Genomic DNA, 23,304 nt, shown 5'->3' with positions numbered 1-23,304 from the left:
CAAAACTATGACACTGAAACGTAAATATTCATCTCCACAGCCGAATCACCCGCGCGTGCACAAGGTCACTTTCATGCTCAACGACGATGAGCAGAAGGCTGTGGAACGTTATCTTGCCAGGTATAAAATCATCAACAAATCCCGTTGGTACCGCGAGACAATCCTGTCCCACATACTTAAAACCCTGGAAGAGGACTATCCTACCCTCTTCAATGAAAACGAAATGAGAAGATGATCGATCCATTCAACGACGAATATTTCATGAAGCAGGCACTGATAGAAGCCCGCGCAGCAGCCGAAGAGGGAGAAGTTCCCGTCGGCGCCGTTATCGTATGCAACAACCGGATCATAGCCCGTGCCCACAACCAGACGGAGCGTCTGAACGATCCGACTGCCCATGCCGAGATGCTGGCGATAACAGCGGCAGTCAGCGTCTTAGGAGCCAAATACTTGACCGGATGCAGCCTTTACGTGACGGTAGAACCATGTGTGATGTGTGCCGGAGCGATCGGATGGTCGCAACTGAGTAAGATCGTCTACGGGGCGGCAGACGAAAAAAGAGGCTTCCAGCAATATGCACCGAAAGCCTTACATCCAAAAGCGATAGTCAAAAAAGGAATCCTCGAAAACGAATGCGCCGAAGAAATGCGCAACTTCTTTCAGCGCAAGCGCTGAAAGACCTATTTTACTTCCTCATAATCCACATACTCCCCTTCATCTTTTGCAAAGATCTTTTTACGGGAGGCCTGCGAGGCATATTCTTCGCGTGCAGAACTGTTGCTGCGCGTGTTGGAAGAGTAACCGCTTGTTTGACGGCGTTGTTCACCCTTCTTTCCACTACTTCCGCTTCCGAACAGGATATTTTTAAAGGTACGCAAGATAGAGAATCCCATTAGAAAAACTAACAGGATAAAGAAGAAGAACATAACAAACAAAAACTTAAACATATTCCGTCACTTAGTTGGTTCATTACACAAACACAAAGATACGAATTCTTGTTTATCTTCTTTTGTTAAAAAAAGACAAGGTTATATAGAGAATGATTGTTCCGGCAATGCCCAAAACACCAAAGAGAGCCACAAAGACCACTGCCCCGGCTACTAAAATATAGCGAAGCTCATTGCCTTTCCATGCCAACGACTTTACTTTCAAAGAGAACATCGGAACTTCAGACACCAGCAACGACGAAAACAAAATTGCCACAACTATCGTTCCGGCAATAAACCCGATACTGTCCACCGGAACGGCAGAATGGAACGCATACCCGATAGACGCCCAAAAAAGTGCATGGGCCGGGACAGGCATACCGATAAAAGAAGTCGTCTGCCTTTCATCGATATTGAATTTGGCAAGGCGCAATCCGGAAAAGACCGGTATCACCAGAGCCATATACGGGACATAACCAGCCGCCTCTCCCAAAACAGGAGCCGTCATGCATGCCTGCTCCAACAGCCAATAAACGATCATTCCGGGAGCGACACCGAAACTTACCATATCGGAAAGGGAATCCAGTTCCTTTCCCATCGGAGAGTAGGCGTGCAGGGAGCGGGCGGCAAAACCGTCACCAAAATCGAAAACAGCCGCAATGACAATCCACAGGGTCGCCATCGGCAAGTTTCCTCTTAACGCCATAATACAAGCGATACAACCCGACATCAGGCTGCAGCAGGTAACAAAATTAGGTATACTATTCTTGATGCTCATTTATTTCTCTTATTTTCCCAAACGGGCTATCGGAGTTTGGTTACCGGTAACCTTCTGATCCATTTCGACCAGGACTTCCGTCCCGACAGGCAGGTAAACATCTACACGCGAACCGAACTTGATGAAGCCCATCTGCTCATCCACATGACATTTATCGCCGACTTTGGCATAAGTCACGATACGCCGTGCCATTGCTCCTGCGATCTGACGAGCCAGCACATCCACGCCACCGCGGGTCGTGATCACGACAGCCGAACGCTCGTTCTCCGTGCTGCTCTTCGGCAGGTAGGCAGCCATAAAACGTCCCTTCTGGTGTGACACGTGCTTGACAGTCCCGTTCACCGGGAACCAGTTGGCATGCACATTGAAAATGGACATGAATATGGATATCTGCAAACATTCCCTGTGCAGAATCTCATTCTCCATCACTTCCTCGATCGCCACGATCGTGCCGTCGGCAGGGGCGATCACCAATCCTTCCGAATCGAACGGGAAACGCCGGAACGGGCTACGGAAGAAGTTAAGTACCAACAAGAACAGGACTGTGGTAACGAAAGTCGTGGTATAGAACACCCAACCTCTACCGACAGTATGATACAGCGCAACGTCCACGACAAAGAATATCGTGAAAAGCGTTAATAATAGACCTGTTCCTTCTTTATGTACTTTCATTCTTTAATCTAATCGAGTATTTATCGTAAGAATTTGCAAAAATATTCATTTTTACCGAATAACAAAAATATATCACCCTTTCACGGCTTCTATTTTGCTTAATTCAACATACCAAAGGAAACCTTCAACCTCGTCATAGCCCATTTGCCGAATCAGTTTCAGGTAGTTCCTTACCTGGCTGTGATAGCGTTGGTCGGCACGTTCCCCAAATTTATAGTCGACCACGACCACACTGTTTCCGGTGATCATCACACGGTCCGGACGCTTGGACAACCCTTTGCCGAACAGGATATCGACCTCGTTCAACACACGAGCCGTACCGTCATACCAAGAGGCGGCTCCCGGCAGGTTCAACAACTCTTCGAGGCGTACGACAAGCGCCGCCGCTTCCTCTCTGTCGATCACCCCTTCCTGACGGTATCGTTCGACCGACTGCGGGATATCCTTTCGGGTACGGATACGGCTCAATACCTCGTGCATCAAAGCGCCATGTTTCCGGCGGGCATTATCGAAGAAATAACCTTTGCCATGCAGGCGTAATTGCAGGCGGTCGTCCGGTGAGATGGAGCTAAGACGCGCCATTCCGATCTCCTGTATTTCACTGTTCTCTTCCTTTGCTGCCGAATGCCACCAGTCGCCCAGTTCAAAAACACCTGTTCCGGTATCGAAAGCGGCAGGCAGTGAGATCAGTTTCTCACCGTCCCGAGTATCGGGCATATCCGTACGCAAGCCGGCCCACAAGGCGTCGGTCAAGGTTGATATTTTTTCGACATCGCCGGTCCCTTCCTTGATCTTTTTCGGACGCGGAGAGAAAACGATCAACTCTTCTTTCGAGCGGGTAAAAGCGACATATAGCGTATTCAGGTTATCAATAAAGGCATGCAAGCGTTCCTTAAAATAATCACCTGCAAAAATCGTCTTTGCCAGCGACTGGTTGTAGCGCACGGGAACAAGATGCAGGCGGTCGAACGGTTTCTCTTCCGGATGACACCAGAGGATCACCGGCTTTGACGGCTTATGGTCGATCTCCCAATCTCCGAAAGGCATAATCACCACCCTAAAACCCAACCCCTTCGACTTATGGACCGTCAAGATGCGGATCGCATTCTGTCCGTCAGGCGTGGCAATCGTTTTACGGCAACCTGTCTCGTCCCACCATCTCAGGAAACGGTTCAGATCGGCACTCTCCTTCTGAGTATATTCGGACACCATATCCAGAAAAGCCTGGACAAAGACCTGTTCGTTTTCGGGAAAATCAGCAGCAAAGAGACGGAACAGACCTTCCGTTGTTTCATAGAGAGACTGGCGGGAGAGAATTTGCAGGACAGAGGCGACTTCCGGCGGGAAAGCCGGAGCTTCGATGCCAAATACCCCTTTCAACACCTGATAGGAGTATAAAGCGATCTGCTCATTCGTCCGGTCTTCGGGATTCTTCAGGTAGCGCAACAGGGAAACCAAGAAACGGACAGCCTTCGAACCACTGACAAACAGAGCCTCATCCGAGATAATATCGTAATTGTAGCGATCAGAAGGATGTTCCTCCTTATAGGTCAGCAAGGTATCTGCTACCTGCGCCCCTTCCTGGTTGGTGCGGACAAGGACCGCTATGTCTTTTAGTGCATATCCGTTATCCTGTAACTTCTCCAACACGCCGGGCAAACGTTCCAGGGCTTCCTCCTTCCAATCTTTGTCGTCGTCGCCGGAAAGAAACTCGATCCGCACATGCCCGTCTTTCTGTTTGAAAGGAGGAGGAACCTGTTGAAAACTTTTATCATAAGCGGACATGATCTTGGTGAAAAAAGCCGCACGCTGTTCTTCGTTGAGAGAAGAAACGGACAGTGCCTCATTATATAACGCCTGGAGAACACCCGGAAGTGTCGTAAAAAGGGCGTTGTTGAACTCAACTATATTCCGGCAACTACGCCAGTTATCCTTAAGCGTTTCTTCTCGTACTTCTTCGGAGGAGAAATCGGACCTGACCTGTTCGTCCAACAATTTCCAGTCGGAGTTACGGAAACGGTAAATACTTTGTTTCACATCTCCCACGATCAGGTTGTCCCGGCTATGCGCGAGGCTTTCTTCGATCAGGGGACGGAAGTTGTTCCATTGCATTCCGCTGGTGTCCTGAAACTCGTCAATCATATAATGGTCGACATGCGTACCGGTCTTTTCGTAGATAAAAGGAGCGTCGCTGCCTCCGATCACCTTATTGAGCAATTCCGTCGTGTCGGCAATCAGCATCACATTCTTCTCCTCCCGGTAAGCGGCTATCTGGCGGGACACATCGGTCAGGATACCTAACGTATAATAATAGCGGACAATTTCGCGGGCAGTATTATAGGCTGTCAGATTATCGAACAGGGAAACAATCCCTTTGATGCAATCATTCAAACCATCCTCAAAAGCACATCCGATAATTTGCCTCGTACCGAGAGCGACCGTTTTTGTAAAACAACCGTTCAGGTTATCCGCCAGCCCGACAAAAGTAGCGGACGGCTCCTTCATCTCCCCTTGTGCCAAACGTTCGAGAAGAGTCAGAGGCGAACGGCTGCCTCCTTTGAAGTCGGTTACTTTGAGTCCGTATCTGTTCAAGACCGCCAAACCACGTTCACCCAATTCTTTGGCTGCAGCTTCCACGGAGCGGATAATGCCGTACAGATCGTTCTTGTAGTCATCCAGTGCTTTCTTGTCTTCTATATCCCGGCCGACCTCGTCGCTGAAAGCCTTATAACTTTCCTTGAAGACCTCCCGGCTCAAGGCCATTATATCTTTACGGAGATTCCATTCCCCTCCGTTCTCTATCTTATCTTCCGCAAACCGGAGCAGCCATCCCAACAGGTCTTTGCTTTCGGGCTTTTCGAGATCCGCCAGCAGGTTGTCGATTGCCGTCGTGAGCACCAGCTCCTGATCCATTTCGATCCCATAGCCTCCCTGCAAACCGATCTCACGTGTAAAGGCACGCATGGTCTGCTGGAAAAAGCGGTCGATCGTACTGATATTGAAAGCAGAAAAGTCGTGCAGGATATCGATCAGTATTTTTGCCGCCTGCTTCCGTACCTGAACCTCCGTCAACGAGTAGGTGGACTTCAACAATTCCACATAATCCGATTTCCTGCCGGAAGCCAAGTTATACAATTCATCGACAATACGGGTTTTCATCTCGTCCGTCGCCTTATTAGTAAAGGTCACGGCAAGAATACGGCGGAAGGCTCCCGGCCCCGTAAACAACAAAGTCAGATATTCACCGGTCAGCTTGTGCGTTTTCCCGGCTCCCGCCGACGCTCTGTAGATTGTCAGCATACGATCAGATTATGCGGCTTTTGACATAGCCTTCTTTTTGTAATATATCCAGGACCTTTGGCCTCAAGTCACCTTGCACGATGATTTCACCGTCTTTGACGGAACCGCCGACCCCGCACTTCACCTTCAGGAACTTGCCGAGTGTTTCCAGATCGCCGGCCGTCCCCCGGAAACCGGTTACCAATGTCACGGCTTTGCCGCCACGGTTCCGCTTATCCAAAGCGATGCGCAACAGTTGCTTCTCTTTCGGAAGTGTATCTTCTTCCTCTTCGTTATCCGTATTATATTGAAAATCGGGATTCGTAGAATACATGACTCCCAAACGGTCTTTCCAGTCGTTACTCTTCATATTTATCTTTTCTTTATGGGGCCAAATCTACAAATTAACACTGGGATATACAAGATTACGGACATTATTACATATCTTTGTACAGACTTAGAGATTATCGAGGGTACTAATCATCTAATTCAATCAGGGATGAATAAAACCAGTTTTCTAATCATATTTTTTATCCTGTCATTGTACAGTCCGGTACTCCACTGCCAACAGGATAGTTCAAAAGACTATATATTGGTCCTTCACTCTATTAATTTCAAGGAGAGATGGACACATCAGGCTTATGAAGCGATTCGTACCACACTTACACATGACGGGATTCCGGTAAAAGGAGAAGAATTACAGATTCCGATAATCAAAGATACGATGGAGATTATCCACAAATTAGATTATCTACGGCAACAATATCCCTTTCCTCCGAAAGCCATCATTTGCATCGGTGATCCGGCGTGGCTCGTCACCCGCCCTCTTTTCGATAACGAATGGAAAGACGTTCCCAGCCTCATCTGTTACTCGCAAGGTATGGTTCCCCGCGATATAAAAGCGATGGTAGACCGGAAACTGGGATTCCGGGAGGCCATGATCCCTACTACCGAAATGATCGAAGGCTATAACGTCACGACCTTGCGGCAGCCGCTTTACGTCAGGGAAACGATCGAGACAATCCGGAAGATACAACCCGGGCTGAAGAAAATCGCCTTTATCTGCGACAACCGTTATATCAGCTTTGTCACATGCCAGGAACTACAGAACGTATTGGAAGAGCAATATCCGGATCTCGAGTTGAACGTCCTGTCGTGGCCGAAACTTTCAACGGAAAACCTGCTGGACACGCTGACGACTTACAACAATAAGAATGCGGCGATCATCTACTATTCCTGGTATGCCATTCCTCAAAAAGGAGAAAACCATTACTTAGTAGACAATGTGCAGAAGATGACGAGCAGTTTCTCCAATGCACCCGTCTATCTGATCGTCGACCTCGATATCAAGAACGGGAATTTCGCAGGCGGACATTACATTTCCATTGAAGACTTCAACGATGCGATCATCATGACTATACGGGAGATATTGGCAAAAGGGGACGCATTCGTCCCTTGCGACCGGATCGGAGGAAGTCCCAAAACGTATCTGAACTACCAGCATTTGTACACACACGGCATCAATCCGTCCTATTACCCGAAAAACGCCGTGTATTTTGACGAGCCACCCACATTCCTCGAGAAATATAAGATCCAGATCATTTCCGGGATCGTTATCCTTATTCTATCGGCCTCTATCGTCACCCTGCGTATCCGCCTCTTCATCCAGAAAAGAAGGATGGAGAAAGAATTGCGGGAAAAGGAAAAGATAGAAGAAGCCAACCTCCTGAAAACAGCCTTCCTGGCAAATATGAGCCATGAAATACGGACACCGCTCAATGCAATCGTCGGTTTCTCCAACCTGATCGCCCAGGGAGAAATACAGGAGGAAGATCGGGAAGAATTCCGCAAGATAATCGAAACGAACAACGAACTGCTGCTGCAACTCATCAACGACATACTCGATCTATCCAAGATCGAAGCGGGAAAAATGGACTTCATCTATAGCGACATAGATGTTTCCGGTATGTTTAACCGCCTGGAACAGGTTTTCTGCGACAAAACCAAGCCGGGTGTAAAACTGATCTGTGTCCTGCCGGAGAAGAACTGTTATATCCATTCCGAGAAGAACCGGCTGATGCAGGTGGTTACCAATTTCCTGACAAACGCCTGCAAATTCACCTTCAAAGGCTCCATCACAATGGGATATGAAGAGATAGAAGGCGGCCTGCGTTTTTATGTTTCCGATACGGGTAAGGGGATTGCAGAAGAAAACATCCCGCACGTGTTCGAACGGTTTGCTAAATTCGACACTTTTATCCAGGGGACAGGACTCGGTCTATCTATTTGCCAAACGATTATAGATTACTTGAAAGGGGAAATCGGAGTAGAATCGAAAGAAGGCGTGGGTAGCACGTTTTGGTTCACCATTCCCTGCGAAGTAAAAAAGGAGTGAGAGGGAGAAATCAGTTCCATGCCCGTGAAACTAAAGTTTCTCCGGCATGAAACTAAGGTTTCATAGGCATGGAACTAAGGTTTCACCTAAGGGAAACTCCCGACAATAGTTGAGGGAAAGAACCGGAAGAGGCGGGCTATTTCTGTATCAGTACCGTTGCATAAGCGGCTATTCCTTCCTGCCGCCCGGTAAAGCCTAATTTCTCGGTTGTCGTAGCCTTGATGGAGATATCTTCGGCATCTACCTGGAGGACCTCGGCCATCACCCGCTTCATTTCGGGGATATGAGGATTCAGTTTCGGGCGCTCGGCCGCAACGGTCGCATCTATATTGCCCAATGTATATCCGGCATCACGGAGCAGTTCCATCGTATCGTACAACAATATCTTGCTGTCTATATCCTTATATTCGCCAGCCGTATCAGGGAAGTGGTAACCGATGTCACGCAGATTGGCCGCCCCCAGCAGGGCGTCGCAGATAGCATGGATCAACACATCCGCATCACTGTGCCCTTGCAGGCCCATCGTATGCTCTATTTTCACTCCGCCCAACCACAAATCACGTTCCGGCACCAGCGCATGCACATCATATCCAAAACCCACCCGAATCTTCATCACTTTCAACTTTTAACTTTCACCTAAATAAGTTCTTAATCCCGTCCATATCAAAAGACAGGGAGAAACGAAGTGTCTGGTCCAACGGGTTCTGCGGAACCGTACTGATCAGATAAGCGGCATCCAACTGGAACACGCTCATACGGAAACCGGCACCGACAGAGAAGTATTTACGGTTGCCGACATTCGCATTCTCGTAGAAATAACCGCCGCGGACGAAGAATTGTTCATTATAGCTATACTCGGCTCCGACCGAAACCATGATCTCTTTCAGCAAGCCGTTGGGCGAATCGGTAAAAGACTTCAACATACCGGAAAGGCTCGACCATGATTTATAGTCGTCCACACGCGTCTGGTAGTCGGCATCCGTCTCCCCTTCTTCCTTTTGGGGAGCATACGGAACCATATATTTGTTCAGGTCCAGATAAACGCCTATCTGGTTGTAATCGTCGATCGGATAAAGCAAACCGGTTCCCAAAGTCAGCTTTGCCGGAAGGTATTGGTTTGTATTTCCTCCGTCATACGAGATCTTACTCCCGATATTGGACAGGTTAAAACCGAAGCTCCACAAAGCCTCGGCATTACCCATCAACACATATTTTTCCAGATAACCGGAGATATCGGCAGCAAAAGCATTACCCGCATTGCTCTCGTCATTCTGGTCCGTCCCCATATCCGAACGGATGTAACGCAAGGCTACCGCCATTGAATAAGACTCGGACAATTTGCGGCTGTAAGCCACATCGAACGCCATCTCGTACGGATTCAACCCATACGGCACATCTCCGATGTTCTCCCATATATTGACTTCTCCCAGCGAGAAATAGCGCAAAGAAGCGCTAACTGCCTGCAAGTCGCTATTACCCAATTTGTAATAACCGGTCATATTCACCAAAGCCACATCGTTGACCAATTTGCGCAACCACGGCGTGTAAGACAAACTGACTCCCGCCTTGCTTCCCATAAAAGCATATTTAGCAGCATTCCAGTACTGCGAATTGATGTCCGGCAAAGTAGCCGCCCCCATGTCTCCCATACCGCCGCCTCGAGCATCCGGTGCGATATTCAACGAAGGAACCGCCATTTCAAGCAAAGACACTTTATCCTGCCCCCAGGTTGTAGCAACCGAAGTAAAGAAGCCAAGTATTATAACGAGTGTACCGATTCTGAATTTACTTATCATATATTTATCCTTAATTATTTTCCGAATTACCGATCAATTTACATCACGCTATTATAAACTGAATAATCCGAACTTTATTGTATGCTCAAATAAAATTCCTACTTTTGCCTCTTGAGTATGAAAGCTATACAATCGACAGGCAAAGTTAACGCATTATTTCTTCTGATGCGCCCTTCCCAGTGGGTAAAAAACATCATCTTGTTTCTACCCGTGTTTTTTGCACAGGAGATGGCAGACTTAGACAGGTTGCAGAACGTTGCGATCCTGTTCGCCGGCTTCTGTATGCTCACCAGCGGCGTATATGTCTTCAATGACCTGATGGATGCCAAAGAAGACCGTTTGCATCCAGCCAAACAATTCCGTCCGATTGCCGCCCGGAAGGTTTCGCCGGCGGAGGCAATCGCATTCATGTTCCTGCTTTATGGCATAAGCGCGTTATGTTTCAGCCTTTTGCACATTAGCAGCGACCTGATTTGGTCGCTGGCCGGAGGATATATCCTCCTGAACCTGGCTTATACGCTCTTCCTCAAACAAGTGCAGATCATAGACGCTATGATTGTCGCTTGCGGTTTCATCATCCGCCTCGAGGCAGGTGCGGCGGCAGGTGAGATCGAGTTGTCACATTGGCTGATCATCATGACCTTCATCCTTTCCCTTTTCCTCGCTTTCGCCAAGCGCCGGGATGATTTGCGTAATTTCATGGAGACGGGACAGATCTCGCGGAAGAATATTACCGGATATACGATCGATTACCTGAACGTGATCCTGTCGTTCCTGTCTTCCATTATTGCCGTGACTTACATATTATATACCCTCTCGCCGGAAGTGACGGCAAGGAGCAGCGAGTATCTGTATGTCACGGTTCCGTTCGTCCTCGCAGGCATCATGCGCTACCTGCAGATTATCCTGGTTGAAAAGAGCAATTGCAACCCGACCGATATCCTGTTGCAGGACCGGACCTTGCAACTGACCGTGGCCGGCTGGTTTATCGTATTCGCTTTACTTATTTACTGATATGGCAATCGCAATATTCGACTTCGACGGAACAATCATTTCCCGCGATTCGCTACCGGACTTCCTGATCCGTACGTGCGGGCGGAAGGCTTTCCTCCTCCGGCTTCCCCGGATCATCCTGCTGAAAGGGGCAGCCGTAGCGGGCATCCTTTCCACACACCGGGCCAAAGAACTTGTGATCTCTTCTTTCCTGCGGGGAATGAGAACGGTGGATTTCCATAAGGCTTGCCTCGAATACGCCTCCCGTATACCGGACTTCGTCTATCCTGCCGCGCTGGAAGAAATACGCAAACACCAGGAAGCAGGTAACAGGATTGCCATCATCAGCGCCTCCGTCCCGGAATGGATACGCCCCTGGGCGGAGACAATCGGAATCGGAGTTGTCGAAGGAACGGAACTGGAAGTAAGAGAAGGAATCCTGACCGGACGATTTTCCACCCCCAACTGCAAAGGAGCCGAGAAAGTCCGCAGACTTCGCCGGATATACCCTGATTTCGCATCCGAGACACTCCATGTATATGGTGACAGTTCCGGAGACAAAGAGCTGCTTGCCATCGCTGATATCCCCCATTATAAACCATTCAACAAATAAATATGATACCATCCTGCCTGTCTATCCTGTTTCGCGCTCTCCGAATCGAATGGAGGGAAACCAGACGTACCTTGTTTCCGCCGACCTGGACAGAGGCCGCACTATTCCTTTTCTTTTTCCTCCTTTACGGGGGCATCGGCTATCAGATGCTCTTTCACACGGGACTGATAGATATGCCTAACGGAGGTGCGGGGAGTTATTTGGGCTACGACAATCTGTTCCATCTCCATACACGTGGGGGAGCTTTTGACGTCAGCCATCCTTTCTTCGGTATCTTCCATTTGTTGAAAACTCTGTTGATAATCCTGTTGACAACCCTGTTCAAAGAGAAAACGGCCGGTATTATCTGCCTGGCACTGATGAACCTGTTAATAACCGGCGGACTGGTACTGATCTACCGTTACCTGAAACAGATCGTCCGGATTTCCTCCCGCCGGGCACTGTTGCTGACTGGTTTCACGGGAAGTTTTTTCACCACTATCGTTCTGTCGTTCACAACGGAAACCTATCCATTCTCTTTTTTCCTGCTCGTCTTCTCTTTGTTAATGCTTTCCAGAGAATATAAGCTTACCGGATATATAAAAGGGCGAACGATCCTTTTCCTCTCTTTCCTCTGCGGAGGGGTCACAATCACCAACGCTGCCAAACCGGCAATGGCCGTATTCCTGAACAAGACGCCTTTCCGGTATAAGATACGGACGGGCTTCAAAGTCATGCTGCCGTTCGTTATTTGCGTAGCGGTCGTCATGGGATTCTATACGCTCAAAGCCAAACTGTTCCATTCGGAAGGCCCGTCTCCTATCGAAACGACCCGGCAACTCGGACAATATTTTATCCACGACGATACGTTCGGCAAACAGGCATTCATCGACTTCTGGGGCAACACGATCATAAGCACGCCTCTCACACAGCAGTTAGTAGGGAAAGAAGTCGTATTGCGGCCAAGCGAATATCTGCATAGTTGGAATAATGCGGCCATCATGTTCTTATTATTCTTAGTTGCAGCCTCGGCATTGCTCAACCTGAAAAACAAATATGTACAGTTGCTGCTTATGTACCTGTGTATCGACTTTGTCATCCACTTTATTATCCGTTACGGGATGAACGAAGCAATCCTGTTCGGCGGACACTGGATGTTTGCAGTTCCCCTGCTGTTAGGTTGGTTATATCCCCGCCTCCCGGTTCGCATGTACCGCATACTGGACTGGATCATTATCGGCTTTTTTGTCTTGACAGCCACAATAAACACAATGGAAATTATGCGTTCCTTCTTATTCGCCTAAAAAGATAGACAGCCTTATGTGCTTCCATTGCAGAAAACGAAGAAACCGGCATACGAAAACATTGGATAAAAAAATAAAAGTATCTATATTTGTGGAAACTACAGTGAAATGCGCTTAAACAAGAAGGACATACAATCAATTATCCAAGTCGCAAAAGAAATTTATGGCGAAAGCGTTGAAGTATATTTGTTCGGTTCCCGGACAGATAACGAGAAACGTGGAGGAGATATAGACTTGTTAATCCGTACTACATCTGAAAAGAAAGGAGTCTTGGCGCGCATCCGTATGGTCGCCCGCCTGAAACAACTTTTAGGAGAACAGAAAATCGATGTAATAGGCGACCATGAAGAATCGTTGGTTGCAAAAGAAGCATTAACCACAGGCATACGATTGATATGACAAACCGAAAACAAGAATTACGGGAAAGATTGAGTCGTGAATTTGATATTTGTGACCGACATATTCAACGCATAGAAGAGGCTTTGGAAGCGATGGGAACAGACATTCCTATGTCCATTGAATGCTATGCAAATTTGGATGAAAACCAAATCCGCTGCATGGATCAATTCATTTTCCGCTTTTCTAAACTTCAGGATGCAATGGAAGCCAAAATATTCCGATATGTATTGGAATATTTAGATGAAGACATTACAACTTTACCCATGCAGGACATCCTGAATCGTTTGGAACGCTATCAGTTTATAGAAAGTGCGGAAGAATGGGGATACATCCGGGAATTGCGAAATGAGATTGCCCATGATTATCCTTTGCTGGAAAATGATGTTGTATCCGTACTCAATGAACTAATATCGAAAGTCCCTTTATTGAAAGGCATTTATAACCGGATAAAGGCTGTTGTCTGAATTACCTTATTCTCCTAAAATGATGAACTTCCTTGCTTTTGTTGCCTCTTTGGAATTATCGGTACTGATAGCTGCCCGGTAGATATAGACGCCGGGACGCATACGGGCGCCACCACGTGTCAGATCCCAGGAAATCGTATAGTTTTCGAACAAGCCGGACGTTCCGCTTTCTTCATGTTTCCAAAGTTGGCGGCCTGCCAGATCGTAGACCATGATACCCACCCGCATCCGGCTTTCGGGACGGTTGTGCATAAGATGAAAAGTCACTTGCTCGCGGGCGATACCCGGTGTTGCGATCACATCGAACAGGAATGGTTTCAGTCCCTCAACCACTTCGAAGGTGAATGTCCGCACGGTCGAGTTATTCAGGATATCCCATACCCAGAACTCCGCCGTATGTTTACCCGGCTCAAGTGCCGGGATCGGAAACTTCACGATACCAGCCCCCTCTTCGCCTGGAAGCAGTTCGTAATAGCTGTTCAGGTTATAGCTCAGTACAGTCGATTCGTCTATTACCAGCATCATATCATGCCCGACACTGCTTCCCGTGATATTTACTCCACTCTTATCCCATAACTCAGCTACAAAATAAGGAGTCGTATTCACCTGGCCGCCATCCACAAAGGTTGTATCATTCAGATAAAGGGCACGGATTTCCGGACCAATCGTATCGGTTTCCGCCGTGTCGGAAGTTCCTCCGACAATAAAATTGTCGAAATTACCCTGTGCCTCATGACCATTTTCCGTATCGACGGCATAGAGGTTCATTTTCCCCTGCAAATTAGAATAGGAAATATCCTTCGGAACCGTAAATGTAAAACTGAACTTTCCGTTGCGCACGGAGTCATTCCCTATAAAAATCGTATTCGGATAGTCGGTGAAGGTGAAAGCCGGACTGTCATCTTTGTTACTGTTCTTCAAGCAGGTGACAGTCACCTTGCTATCTTTTACAGTCGGGTTTACTATACCAGTAAAATCAGTTACCAACTGCCCGGAAGCATCCAACACCTCTCCTTCGACAGTAATCTTTTCCAAAGCTTTGAAAGAAATTGAATTTCCATCTACCGCTTGTCCGTTTACGGTCGTCACTTTCATTCCAAATTCTGGATAAGCCATTTTTACAGCAGGGTCTCCGATCAAGCAGAAACCAAGTTTGTAAACGGACGACAAGGTATTTTTCGTTGCTCGCATCACTTCTCCCAGCGTACGACGACGCCCATTATTTCTTTCAAACAAATTACGGATAACATTGTCGTTGATCGGGAAATTAGGTCTGGAATAAGCGACACGGACAGTCGTAAACAGCGCAATGCCTCCACTGCTTTTATTCAGAAAGACATCTTCTCCGGCAGACGTGTTCAAGTCATCGAATCGCGTAAAATCGCAGGTAGCCGTCACCCATACCGGCAGATGAGTATAAGTAAACTGGTTGATATCTGTTTGTGTCAACACTTTCTCATCGCTTAAAGCCGTTGTCCCTCCATGTCCTGTATAATTAAACAATAGAAGTCCGTCTTTTAAAAGTTTTTGCAAGCCACTCCTTACATCCGGATAAGTTCCTGCTGTCATGTCTTTTTTATAGGCATCATAATACAGTTTATTCACCAAAAACTCAGGATGTTCACTTTCGACATAACCTGCCAGCTGATCAGCAAACTCCATATGCTCAGTCATAAATCCATCCGTATTGCTACCATCATCAGCCATAAAACACAGATTGTTTTTCCACGACCCTGTATTTTTATTTTCCATATAAGAGATTACCTTATCCACCATCTGAGTCGCCTGCTCCACAGTCCTGATAGGAAAACGTCCGATCCCCAAACATAGCTTTTTATTTTGAAGGGATTTCTTATTATCCGTATCGTCCAGAAATCCGAAATAGTCATCAATCACATACGATTGACTACTTAATGAGTTTTCCGTCTGATACGTCAGCAGCATATTGCTCATATCCACCGATTTCCAAGCGGAAGTCAGTTTACGGTTGTCAAACGAACCATCGCCGAACAACAGTAAATACTTGGGAGCATCAGCCTCCGATGTCTGCCGGTCGTAGAACATCTTCATAAAACGGCGATAAGCGGTTGCATCCGGAGTACCGCTGGAAAATTCGTTATAAATCGCTTCCGGCGCCACCACCTGGACTGTCAGGTTATCCTTTGTCCGATGCGCTTCCGCCAAACGTTCCGCCTGAGTGGTGAAATTAGGCTGGGCAATAATGATCATATCTTGCTGTGCCAGGGCATGAAGATTCTGATTCGCCACCTCACCGACTGTCACGGGAGCTTTAATCTGCGAGGGCTTTACGGCAACGAACTCCCTCAAAGAAGCGGAGGCAGGAATAGAGAAAGACAGTTCCGTCCCATTCAGAGATGTTTCCATCTGCTGCGGATTTACACCGTCGGTCACATCAAAAACCAGTGTATTGGCATCGGCTCCCTGAATCACAAAGCGGGAAGCATTACCTCTTGCTGAAAGGCTGCGGAAGAATGTATAATTATCATATACTTTCAATTGCCGCTTCATCTGAAGACGGAAATAATTCAAGTGCACATTCTTGTGTCCGGTCGTACTATATCCGATGTTGACTTTTACATTCTCACCCTTATCTGCTGTCCAGGCTCTTTCACGATACAACTCCCGTGCCACTTCGTATTCGTCCGACGGGACAGACACAGAACCGGATATTAAAGAATTACCATCGATATTCATCGTGATCGTTCCGTTGCCACGGGAGATAAAAGACAGAGTAGCCTTCCCCTCATCGTTCGTAATACCCGGAATCAAGATTGTAAAATCGCGGGATAAAGTAGAGGAAAACGATTCTCCATATAGTTCACGCCCGGAACTGTTCACCGACACCAAATCTTCTTCATGCAAAACATAGTCATCGAAAGTCGTCACCTGCAGAGTGGCTCCATCGGCAGATGCAGCCTTTTCCATTGTACGCCCGGCCGTTTCTTTTTCGGTCACGAAATAATATCCGTAATTGGAATAGGGATTGTTGGTGTGGATAAAGGCTCCATCAGAAGAGGAATATTCCCATTTGCGTGGTCCTTTCCCATAAAACAAAAGATAATCCGCATTCCTCCACACGGCCACCTCAGGAACATCATCTATGTAAGTCTTAGAGAAATCTTCATCCAACGGCCAACCTCCGTAACCATAAACAGCGACTTTGTCCAAGCTGGTAAAGCCCATCTTCTTCAAGTCGGCAGCCGTCAGTTTGTAAATACCGTCTTCCCCGACCTGTATCTTCACCCATTTCCCGGAGTTCAACACCGACCCGGAGGCATAGCGACTGCCATCCGCCCAAGCTGAAGTGAGCAGACCGAATACAAGCAGCAAGGTATATAAGATTCTCTTCATACGTTCTTTTTCCGTGTTATCTCACAAAGAAATCCAGCAGCTTCTGCTCGCCGATATATCCCTGCAAGTGGTCGTCTATCTTGACCGGCCCCACGCCTACCGGGGTTCCGGTATAGATCAGATCGCCTATCTTCAACGTAAAGAAACGACTGACATAGGCTATGATCTTGTCGACCGGGAAAAGCATATCCTGTGTGTTTCCCTCCTGAACGGTTTTTCCGTTAATATCCAGGTGGAAAGGGATGCGGTTCACATCTCCCGCACGTTCTACGGGAATGAATGTTCCGAGAACAGCCGAATTATCGAACGCCTTACTGATTTCCCACGGCAGACCTTGTGCACGCAATTTGTTTTGCAAGTCACGGGCCGTAAAGTCGATCCCAACCGTCACCTCGTTATAGTAACGATGGGCGAAACGTTCGGCTATGTTTTTTCCCAGCCGGTCTATCTTCACGACGATCTCCGTTTCATAATGGATCTCCGAAGAGAAATCAGGGATAAAGAACGGTTTGCCGTCCTTCAACAACGAAGAGTCGGACTTCATAAAGATAGTAGGCTCCGATAATTCTAACGAATGATGCAGCTCTTTATTGTGGGCGGCATAATTCATTCCTACTGCTATTATTTTCATATGTCAGTGATTGATTGAATTCAAGCGGTTGAACATCACGGCAAGATGGGCGTACATAGAGGTGTTTTGCACTACGATATCTTCCGGCACACGGATACGGAACGGGGTAAAGTTCCACAAGGCCTTAATTCCTCCGGCGATAATCTGTTCGGTCACTTCCTGCGCCTTGTCGACAGGGACAGTGATCACGCCGATCGTCGCTCCGTATTCTCTTTGCTTGGACGGGAAATCGTCCATGTGGTAGACCGGTATTCCGTTGATCTCCGTTCCGGCAAGTTCCCTGCGGACATCAAAGCCACCTACAATCTCCAATCCGTATTGTTTCAGACCGGAATCCTGCAACAGGGCAGCACCCAAGCTACCGACACCGAACAGGAATGCTTTATGCTGCGCCGTAAAGCCCAAGAAATCTTCCAACACGTCCACCAGCGTACAGATCTCATAACCGACACGCGTCTTCCCTGAAATATTCACAAAGGAGAGGTCTTTCGCCACCTGACTGGGGTCCACATTAATTTCTTTGGCAATCTGAGTAGATGATACGAAAGTCTCCCCCCTTCCTTTCATCAGTTTCAAAAAGGCAAGATACCACGGCAGCCTCCTAAGAGTGGGCTCAGGTACTTTCCAGATTTGTTTCATTTCATCGTTAGCCATTGTTCCATTCTTATTAATGTAGCTCACAAAAGTACAATTTTTTTTTTTGCACTACTCAATTATAGAACGAAGTTTATTTTCGAGATCCTCAATGGAAGGGAGGGAGGATTTGATATCTTTAGGTAAAGATCGAGATAGTTCATAATCGGAAACACCGATCGGTTTATGAACATCCCGCAAAGCATACTCTGCCATAATGCGGTCCTTATTCTGGCAAAGCAGCAAACCAATCGTCTGATTATCCCCTTCCCGGCACAAGATATCATCGACTGCTGAACAATAAAAGTTCAATTTGCCGATATATTCAGGTTGAAAGTCACCCCGCTTCAACTCAACTACCAGATATCTATGCATAAAAGCATTATACATCAGAATATCAATATAGAAATCCTTTCCTGAGACCTCTATATGATATTGCCGTCCCATAAAAGCGAATCCAGCTCCCATTTCCACCAGAAACTTTTCAATATGTTTTATCAAGCCCAACTCTATGTCTCGTTCATCATATTCTTCAGTAAAGGTAAGCATATCGAAAATATAGGGATCTTTCAACGTTTCCCGCACCTGTTTCGCCTGGATTTCGGGAAGAGTCGTATCGAAATTATGGGCTAATGCGCCATGAGCGTGGTAATAGTCCTGCTTGATGGCTTCAACAAGGAAATCACGACTCCATCCATTTTTCAGACACTGAACCATATACCAGTAACGAGCTTTTAAATCCTTGACACGCTGCATAAGTACTACATTCTGAGCCCATCCCAATTGTTTAACAGGTAATATCAAATTTGTATCTTCTAAATGCGCAACGGCTCGTTGCGCATTTGTAAACAGCTGATTATATTCATTATAGAATTGAATCATCACTTGGCAGTTCCGCACAGAGAACCCTTTTACTTTCGGATAATCATTTTTCAAGTCATTCGCAAGCTGTTCCAAAGCATTGTTTCCCCAGCCTATTTGTTTTTGACTTTCAGACAACAACTTCCCGATATCCCAATACATGGATAATAGTTCTTCATTCGCTGCATAAATGGCTTTTTTCTGCGCAAAGGCAACTCTTGCTTTAACCTGCTTAAGTAAAGCGGCATAGTTAAATTGGTTATTTTGTATTTCCATATCGTATATATGTTTGGTTAAAAATCACTCTTCCCTTTTTATAGGGAAGTAGACAAATATAAGGTTTATTTTACGAAACCAACAACAAATCATGATATATAAATAAAAGCCTCCTCAATATTGCTACTGGGGAGGCTTCATTTTGTGTCTGCGTTTTCTCTTCACAGGGATACTGGCAGATGAACTTTTTTTACTTTAGTATTAATATCTACCGCCTGTTCACCCGTCACGGGATAATTGCCATTGTATAGATGCACGGCCGTGCATCTATACGGTGCACACGGTAAATTTTAGAATTATATTAATTAAGAGAGGCGAAGCAAGCCCCGCCCCTACATAATATCCTTATTATTTAACGATAGCTTTAACAGCTTCTTCACCTTCAACAGCTACTACGACTACACCCTGAGGAGCAGCGATTATTGCATTGTCGGAAGTGATAACAGTGTTAGCAACTGTCTGGCCTAAGATGTTAGTGATAACCACTTTCTTACCAGCAGCGTTAGCAATTGTTACCTGACCTTCACCAGCGATAACAGCTACTTCAGAAATGGCAACACCCTCGTTAGAAGTCGGTGTATCCTGAACTTCCAATGTAAAGTTATTACCATTGGCATAACCTGTAGCCAAAGATATAACAGTATTAACCTGTTTTACATACTCACCGGTTGCGACATTCTGAATCTTATATTCACCCGAATTAGCTGTAGTCTGGAATGCAAATGCTGCACGGTTCTGAGCACCATCTTTACCTCCAATTACCATTGTGTCAGTCTTTGCATAAGGAGCTACAACCAAAGTATCACCTGTTTCAAACGGCTGTTTAGCTTTAGCAAATACAAGTTTTTCAGCATTTGCTTTGCCATCTCTTGCCAAAGTATTCATCATATAATAACGGGCACCAGCAATAGAATCTTCTGGAGTCAATGTACCTGCTGTAGCCTGAGTTGTAGAAATATAATATGTCGGCATTGCAGCATTATGTGTACAAGCTGAATCAATATATAACACGAAGTTATTTGCAGCATAAGCAGGGTCTGACTTCAGCATTGACTCACCGACACCGCGCAATACTGCTGCACCATCAGCATTCGTAGTAATAGCCAAAGATGTATTATTTACGGACTGTACTCTATAATGGCCTGTTTCTACTGTTGCATATTTCGGAGCTTCTGGAATATCCAATACAAAATATCCGGTAGGTAAGCCCTTTACATCAGAACCAACCAATAAATCATTAGAGCCTATTACAGTCAACTGGGTTCCATTTGCCCACAAACTATCTGCTTTAAAACCAGAATGATTTACACCAATCATAGCTGTATCAACAGGAAGTATCTGATATGCCCCTTCACAATTCTGACGGAAGATAACAGCAACAGCAGCGCTATCGGCAACAGCACCATCACCACGATCTTCAAAATCACTCAACGCAAATGCAGAATTATCACCATCCCAAACTAAATATTCTCTAACGCTATTATCTCCGTAATTATTGACCATCAGCTGATAAGCGCGACGACTCAAACCTTCAGAAGTGTTATATTTAACATCTTTAGCTTTCCCATCTTTATCTTTTACAGCTACAAGTTTGAATTCGATAGCATCTTCCACATCTGCAACCTGACGAACATGAAGCAATGAGTCTGCTCTATTACCAACTACATATAAGTTTTCAACACCGCCAAATGCAGTGAAACGCAAACGGACAGCTAAATTATCCAATTCTTCAGCAGTAAAATGCTTGTAACCTAAGTAAGCATCATCTTCATCTACATCAGCGATCGGTTTAATAATCAATGTTTCGTCACCATATTTGTATTCATTTTCTTTATCTGTTGTATAAAGAGTCATTACCTGTTGATAATTCTTGAATACAACGCCATTTTCACGGTTTACAATGCTATAACGTCCATTTGAACCAGAAAGTCTCCACTGAGAATAAGGAACTTCCTTACAAACAGCAGTACCAAGAGAATCATATTCAGCAACGGCACCAGCCTTAACTAAAGCAGCTTGATAGAAGCCGCCATTTTTCTGCTGAATAGAGTAGATACCTTCCGGCAAATTAGCTTTTGTTCCTTCACCTAAAGTAATAAATGGCAACTGGTATTTAGGCTGAGATACTAAATAAGAAGAATCAAGCGGAGTCAGAACAGGAGTATTACCTGTACCAATTACATAATTAGCCAAATAACCAGCGCCAGGAGCAGAAGCATGGTTAATACCCTGTGAGAAAGAATTACCACTTACACCAATAGAAGGTATGGTATCAACTTTTACAATCAAAGAGTCAGAAGCAACCTTTCCAATGTTTTTATAAATAAAGAAACGATAGTTAGCCGGTTGTCTACCAGCTGCGACAGAATCTGTAGTCCAAGCAGCTGGAGAGGACCAAACGGCATGAGTTGAGTTGATAGTATCTAATGCCATCCGCAGCCCCTTTGCGTTAATAGAGTCTACACGACCAAAACCATCGACAAATACAGTATCAACAACTAAAAAAACATTATTATTCTTCAGATAATTACCATCAGCATCTTTAACTTTACGATCTATGCTTTTATCTTTTGCTTGTAAATAAACACCAGGATAATTTAAAGAAGGAGAAGTTCCTAAAGCATTCGCATCCTGAGCAATAAATTCACCAATCAAAGGATCCTTAGTCTTATCTGTATAAGTACCTAAGACATTCAGTTTGAAAGATTTTCCTCCTAATTCTGCATTCAGCATTTCTGCTGTCATGTAAATCTCTGCAGGGTTAAAAGGCTTAACACCCATTCCGTTCAAATTTGCGCTTTTACCTTTTACAAATTTTACTACACCACCGGTAGTTGCCCCTGAGAAATCCAATACATAAGGTTTGTTCTGAGCATCATAAGCAACTAACGCGGAGTCAGTTCCATTATAATCCCATGTAAATTCAGAGAATGCACCTTCTGTTGCAGGATCAACCAAGATAGCCGTTTGATCTTTGTTATCGCCAGCATACTTTACTGCTAAGATTTTTCCTGTGTACTTATTCTTAAAAGTATAAACAGGAGCAGAAGGAGCCTGTGATTTAATCACTGTCGGTTCCCACAAAGCTGAGTCAGTAGATGCAGTCAACAAATCACCAGATTCAAGACCTTTTTTTACCAGAGCAAAACCATCATCCGTCTTTTTAATGGTAAGGAATACATTTGTAGCACCTGTAGAAGCACCAATGTGGTAATAATTGCCAGTTGCTACAGTTTCAGCTTTCACAGCACCTTTCGGAGCATCGTCAGGATTCGTTGCATTCGCGAAACCAGAGAGCAATAAGCATGCTGCTACAAGAGTAGAAAACTTTTTGTTCATAATCTAATAATTTAATTAATAATACTATATATAATGAAATTCAGTTCTTTTGTCCCTTCATGGGACCGTCCTCCAAAATGACTAATGAAAACGTACGTTTTTTTTAGTCATTTTTCGGGAGGGATCAGAGGGTTTGTGCCAAAAAGAAGGTTTTTCGTCCTTGCTAAGCTATCTAATTGATAAGAAAGAATATAGAAAAGAAAAAATCTTTGAAGAAAGAATTGCAGGTTTAAAAAGTAGTTGTATTTTTGTAGCTGAAAAATGACTAAAAAAAACGTACGTTTTTTTTAGTCATTTTGTTTTCAGGGCATATCTCATTAATGCACAACTAATTACCCACGCATTTTAGTCCGATTTTACCCCCATAAATATAGGTACGCGCGTACAATTGCATATATTAAGCACATCTAATAATCAAGCTATTACGAAAACCTCAAACCGTCAAAAAGAGCATTTTTGAAAAAACGGGCAAAAAAAGCCGTCCGACAATTGTTTTTAGCCGACTTATTACCTTCGCATTCAGCAAGGAATATAAATTTCACTTGCATCTAATCTGTTTTCGACAACGTCGAAAATATACACGACGATGTCGTA

The 23,304-nt window shown here is 45.6% G+C and carries 20 protein-coding genes; 8 read left to right on the top strand and 12 right to left on the bottom strand.

Going from position 1 to position 23,304, the window contains the following annotated elements; genetic code table 11:
* The first annotated feature begins 7 nt into the window (after positions 1–7).
* Entirely contained in the window at positions 8–235 is a 228-nt protein-coding gene (locus tag ACPYIV_RS17875; RefSeq protein ID WP_005644624.1) for a hypothetical protein, read from the top strand.
* Positions 232–675 (top strand): nucleoside deaminase, encoded by a 444-nt coding sequence (locus ACPYIV_RS17870; RefSeq protein ID WP_425884351.1) that lies wholly within the window; start codon positions 232–234, stop codon positions 673–675. The genes ACPYIV_RS17875 and ACPYIV_RS17870 overlap by 4 nt, the downstream gene beginning before the upstream one ends.
* A gap of 5 nt (positions 676–680) precedes the next feature.
* Here the strand turns inward: ACPYIV_RS17870 and ACPYIV_RS17865 are convergent, their stop codons facing one another.
* The 5 genes from ACPYIV_RS17865 to ACPYIV_RS17845 all read right to left on the bottom strand — a co-directional run bounded on the left by ACPYIV_RS17865 (position 681) and on the right by ACPYIV_RS17845 (position 6,025).
* Positions 681–947, bottom strand: a complete 267-nt coding sequence (locus ACPYIV_RS17865) for a DUF4834 family protein (RefSeq protein ID WP_293731860.1) — start codon at positions 945–947, stop codon at positions 681–683.
* Between the two features lie 52 nt (positions 948–999).
* Positions 1,000–1,704: a CDP-alcohol phosphatidyltransferase family protein gene (locus tag ACPYIV_RS17860; RefSeq protein ID WP_293731861.1), complete on the bottom strand. Its 705-nt coding sequence runs from the start codon at positions 1,702–1,704 to the stop codon at positions 1,000–1,002.
* A 9-nt stretch (positions 1,705–1,713) separates the two neighbouring features.
* Positions 1,714–2,376, bottom strand: a complete 663-nt coding sequence (locus tag ACPYIV_RS17855; RefSeq protein ID WP_122298208.1) for a phosphatidylserine decarboxylase family protein — start codon at positions 2,374–2,376, stop codon at positions 1,714–1,716.
* A 72-nt stretch (positions 2,377–2,448) separates the two neighbouring features.
* Positions 2,449–5,676: a UvrD-helicase domain-containing protein gene (locus ACPYIV_RS17850; protein ID WP_425884348.1), complete on the bottom strand. Its 3,228-nt coding sequence runs from the start codon at positions 5,674–5,676 to the stop codon at positions 2,449–2,451.
* A gap of 4 nt (positions 5,677–5,680) precedes the next feature.
* Entirely contained in the window at positions 5,681–6,025 is a 345-nt protein-coding gene (locus ACPYIV_RS17845; RefSeq protein WP_293731863.1) for a translation initiation factor, read from the bottom strand.
* Between the two features lie 129 nt (positions 6,026–6,154).
* On the opposite strand from ACPYIV_RS17845, the gene ACPYIV_RS17840 reads away from it, so the two are divergent.
* Positions 6,155–8,050, top strand: a complete 1,896-nt coding sequence (locus tag ACPYIV_RS17840; RefSeq protein ID WP_301704410.1) for a sensor histidine kinase — start codon at positions 6,155–6,157, stop codon at positions 8,048–8,050.
* A 136-nt stretch (positions 8,051–8,186) separates the two neighbouring features.
* On the opposite strand, the gene ispF is transcribed toward ACPYIV_RS17840, so the two are convergent.
* Both ispF and porV read right to left on the bottom strand, forming a co-directional pair.
* Positions 8,187–8,663, bottom strand: a complete 477-nt coding sequence (ispF, locus tag ACPYIV_RS17835) for a 2-C-methyl-D-erythritol 2,4-cyclodiphosphate synthase (protein ID WP_293731865.1) — start codon at positions 8,661–8,663, stop codon at positions 8,187–8,189.
* A gap of 19 nt (positions 8,664–8,682) precedes the next feature.
* A complete protein-coding gene (porV, locus tag ACPYIV_RS17830) occupies positions 8,683–9,846 on the bottom strand; it encodes a type IX secretion system outer membrane channel protein PorV (RefSeq protein ID WP_293731866.1) in 1,164 nt (387 codons plus the stop codon).
* A 117-nt stretch (positions 9,847–9,963) separates the two neighbouring features.
* Here porV and ACPYIV_RS17825 point away from each other — a divergent pair, with 117 nt between their 5' ends.
* From ACPYIV_RS17825 to ACPYIV_RS17805, 5 genes are all read left to right on the top strand, one after another.
* Positions 9,964–10,860, top strand: coding sequence for a decaprenyl-phosphate phosphoribosyltransferase (locus tag ACPYIV_RS17825; RefSeq protein WP_293739401.1), 897 nt, complete (start codon positions 9,964–9,966; stop codon positions 10,858–10,860).
* Between the two features lies 1 nt (position 10,861).
* Positions 10,862–11,452, top strand: coding sequence for an HAD-IB family hydrolase (locus ACPYIV_RS17820; protein ID WP_425884345.1), 591 nt, complete (start codon positions 10,862–10,864; stop codon positions 11,450–11,452).
* Positions 11,453–11,454: 2 nt separating this feature from the next.
* The gene (locus ACPYIV_RS17815; RefSeq protein ID WP_425884343.1) at positions 11,455–12,735 is read left to right on the top strand and encodes a DUF6080 domain-containing protein; all 1,281 of its coding nucleotides are present in this window, start codon (positions 11,455–11,457) and stop codon (positions 12,733–12,735) included.
* 108 nt (positions 12,736–12,843) lie between these two features.
* Complete coding sequence (locus tag ACPYIV_RS17810) at positions 12,844–13,134, top strand: nucleotidyltransferase domain-containing protein (RefSeq protein ID WP_293731870.1); 291 nt, start codon at positions 12,844–12,846, stop codon at positions 13,132–13,134.
* Positions 13,131–13,598, top strand: a complete 468-nt coding sequence (locus tag ACPYIV_RS17805; RefSeq protein ID WP_425884340.1) for a toxin-antitoxin system antitoxin subunit — start codon at positions 13,131–13,133, stop codon at positions 13,596–13,598. Before ACPYIV_RS17810 ends, ACPYIV_RS17805 begins: the two co-directional genes overlap by 4 nt.
* A 6-nt stretch (positions 13,599–13,604) precedes the next feature.
* Here ACPYIV_RS17805 and porU read toward each other — a convergent pair whose 3' ends face one another.
* The 5 genes from porU to ACPYIV_RS17780 form a co-directional block, all read right to left on the bottom strand.
* Entirely contained in the window at positions 13,605–16,970 is a 3,366-nt protein-coding gene (gene porU / locus ACPYIV_RS17800; RefSeq protein WP_425884338.1) for a type IX secretion system sortase PorU, read from the bottom strand.
* A 16-nt stretch (positions 16,971–16,986) separates the two neighbouring features.
* Positions 16,987–17,601, bottom strand: coding sequence for a fumarylacetoacetate hydrolase family protein (locus tag ACPYIV_RS17795; RefSeq protein WP_293731873.1), 615 nt, complete (start codon positions 17,599–17,601; stop codon positions 16,987–16,989).
* A 3-nt stretch (positions 17,602–17,604) separates the two neighbouring features.
* Positions 17,605–18,255 carry a redox-sensing transcriptional repressor Rex gene (locus tag ACPYIV_RS17790; protein WP_425886534.1) on the bottom strand — a complete coding sequence of 217 codons (651 nt, stop codon included), beginning with the start codon at positions 18,253–18,255 and terminating at the stop codon, positions 17,605–17,607.
* A 51-nt stretch (positions 18,256–18,306) separates the two neighbouring features.
* A complete protein-coding gene (locus ACPYIV_RS17785) occupies positions 18,307–19,371 on the bottom strand; it encodes a PDDEXK nuclease domain-containing protein (protein ID WP_425884336.1) in 1,065 nt (354 codons plus the stop codon).
* A 348-nt stretch (positions 19,372–19,719) separates the two neighbouring features.
* Positions 19,720–22,710 (bottom strand): DUF6383 domain-containing protein, encoded by a 2,991-nt coding sequence (locus ACPYIV_RS17780; protein ID WP_425884334.1) that lies wholly within the window; start codon positions 22,708–22,710, stop codon positions 19,720–19,722.
* Between the last annotated feature and the right edge of the window lie 594 nt (positions 22,711–23,304).

The organism is Parabacteroides vesiculifaciens (genome assembly GCF_049860805.1).
Lineage (GTDB): Bacteria > Bacteroidota > Bacteroidia > Bacteroidales > Tannerellaceae > Parabacteroides.
The sequence above is the reverse complement of the archived record's forward strand: the minus strand, read 5'-3'. Positions and strand labels throughout refer to the sequence as shown.